Below are 1,856 nucleotides of genomic sequence, written 5' to 3'. Positions count from 1 at the left end.
AAGCACAACAGAACAACCATCAACAGAAGAGAAAACAAGTGAAGAAAGTACAACAGAGGGATCCACGGTAATAGATAAAGATTCAAACCAATCTGTTCAAAATATTTCTCAAAATCTTGGTGTTTCAAATGAAGAAACAATAAGTGCACTTAGCGATGCTGGAGTAAATACAAGCAATGCTAGTGAGGTTGACGCTATTGCAGCACTTATCCAAAAAGATTATCAAAATAATAAAAATGAAAATCCAGTAGCAACATTTTCAAACACTTCAAGCCAAGCGACTACTAATAATAATACTAGAACTAGAACTTTAGCTAATAAAATTAGAATTGCGGCAGCTGCGGTAGCTGAAGATAATAGTAAAATTATAGATGCTGATGCGCTTGCTAATGGTTACATTAAAAGTCAAACTGATGCTACTAATGCAGCTAATACTTTATCAGGACGTGCTTGGGTAGTTGATCAAGGTACACCTGCAACTATGTCAAATGGTTTAACTCCTGTTCCTGAAGGAACACCTGTTTATATGCAATGGATTGATAAAGATGGTGTAGTATCTCCAATCTATAGAGCGCATACTAACAATTCTTTATCAACGTCAGGTGGTTCACAAGTAGGACCTGGTGCTTATGCGTTTGACTTAAGACAAGCCTATACTGATGCAAACGGTAAAGAACATAAATATTCAGCGACTAGCGGTCAGTATTATAAATTATGGATTGAGGATTATCAAACTAAGAATGGTAATACTGTAACGATGTTACGTCAAGCAGGTGGATTCTTCCCTGGTTCTTATGTATATTCAGTAACTGATAATAATATTGGTCAATTTCCATTAATCGGTAAAAACATGCAACGTACTGGTATTTACATGGGCGTTAAACCTACATCTGATTACATGACTACAAGTAAAGATCAATGGATTCATGATACTCAAGGACCGATTAGTAACGCAGCTACAAATACAAAAGCCAAAAATACAGTTTCTGGAAAAGTTTGGTTAGAAACTGGTACTGGTGTTGATTTAGCAAACTCTGCAACTGGTCCAAACTTATCTGGGGATGATAAAGTTGCTCCAGGCTATACAGTAGTTATGTCATCACTTACTAGCGAAGGTGTTCAAGCATATAAAGCTGCTGTAGATAGTTTACCTGAATCTGAAAGAGCTGATGCAGCTAAAAATCTATTAAGTGACCATCCTGAATATATTTCTGCAACAGTATATGGTGAAACTGATTCAGATGGTAGATATACGTTGCGTTTTCCAGACGGAACTCTAAATGATAAATATATGTATGGTTATGTGGTTAATCCAAATGGAGAAGTTCAAAACGCATACTCTTCATTCACATCACCACAATTTAGATCTCCAATGGCTAACTCATCATTTGTTCCTCAAACTAGACCAGGACAAAACTTGATAGTTAACCCTATGTGGTACAATTTAAACTTTGCATTAGTGCCTCAAAACGATGTTAAAATTGACATAACTAATTACAACAATACTACTAAACCGGCTAGACCAGGTGATGTAGCTCAAATTGATTTAAGTGGTACTCAATTATCACCACTTCCTACTCATATCGAGTGGAGAGATAAAAACGGAAATGTTGTTTCTAAAACAGATGATATTACTTCATTTACTGATGGAGAGCAAAAGGGTCAATTTACTGTTCCAGCCTCAGCGCAAAATGGCGATATATACACTGTAGTTTTAGTTACAGGTGGTAAAGACGTTGGAGCAGATTCATTTGTAGTTGGTACTCCAAAAGACAACAATGTTTATGAACCAACAACAGAAGGTGTAACAAAAGATTACGGAACACCAACAACTGAGGATGATGTAACAGGAGCAG

General features: G+C 36.4%; 1 pseudogene. It reads left to right on the top strand.

Annotated features, from left to right (window positions below):
- Window positions 1-1,856, top strand: a pseudogene (locus HMPREF2737_RS11645) (hypothetical protein); the annotation flags it as partial.

The organism is Staphylococcus sp. HMSC069D12, assembly GCF_001810405.1.
Taxonomy (GTDB): domain Bacteria; phylum Bacillota; class Bacilli; order Staphylococcales; family Staphylococcaceae; genus Staphylococcus; species Staphylococcus haemolyticus.
The sequence above is the reverse complement of the archived record's forward strand: the minus strand, read 5'-3'. Positions and strand labels throughout refer to the sequence as shown.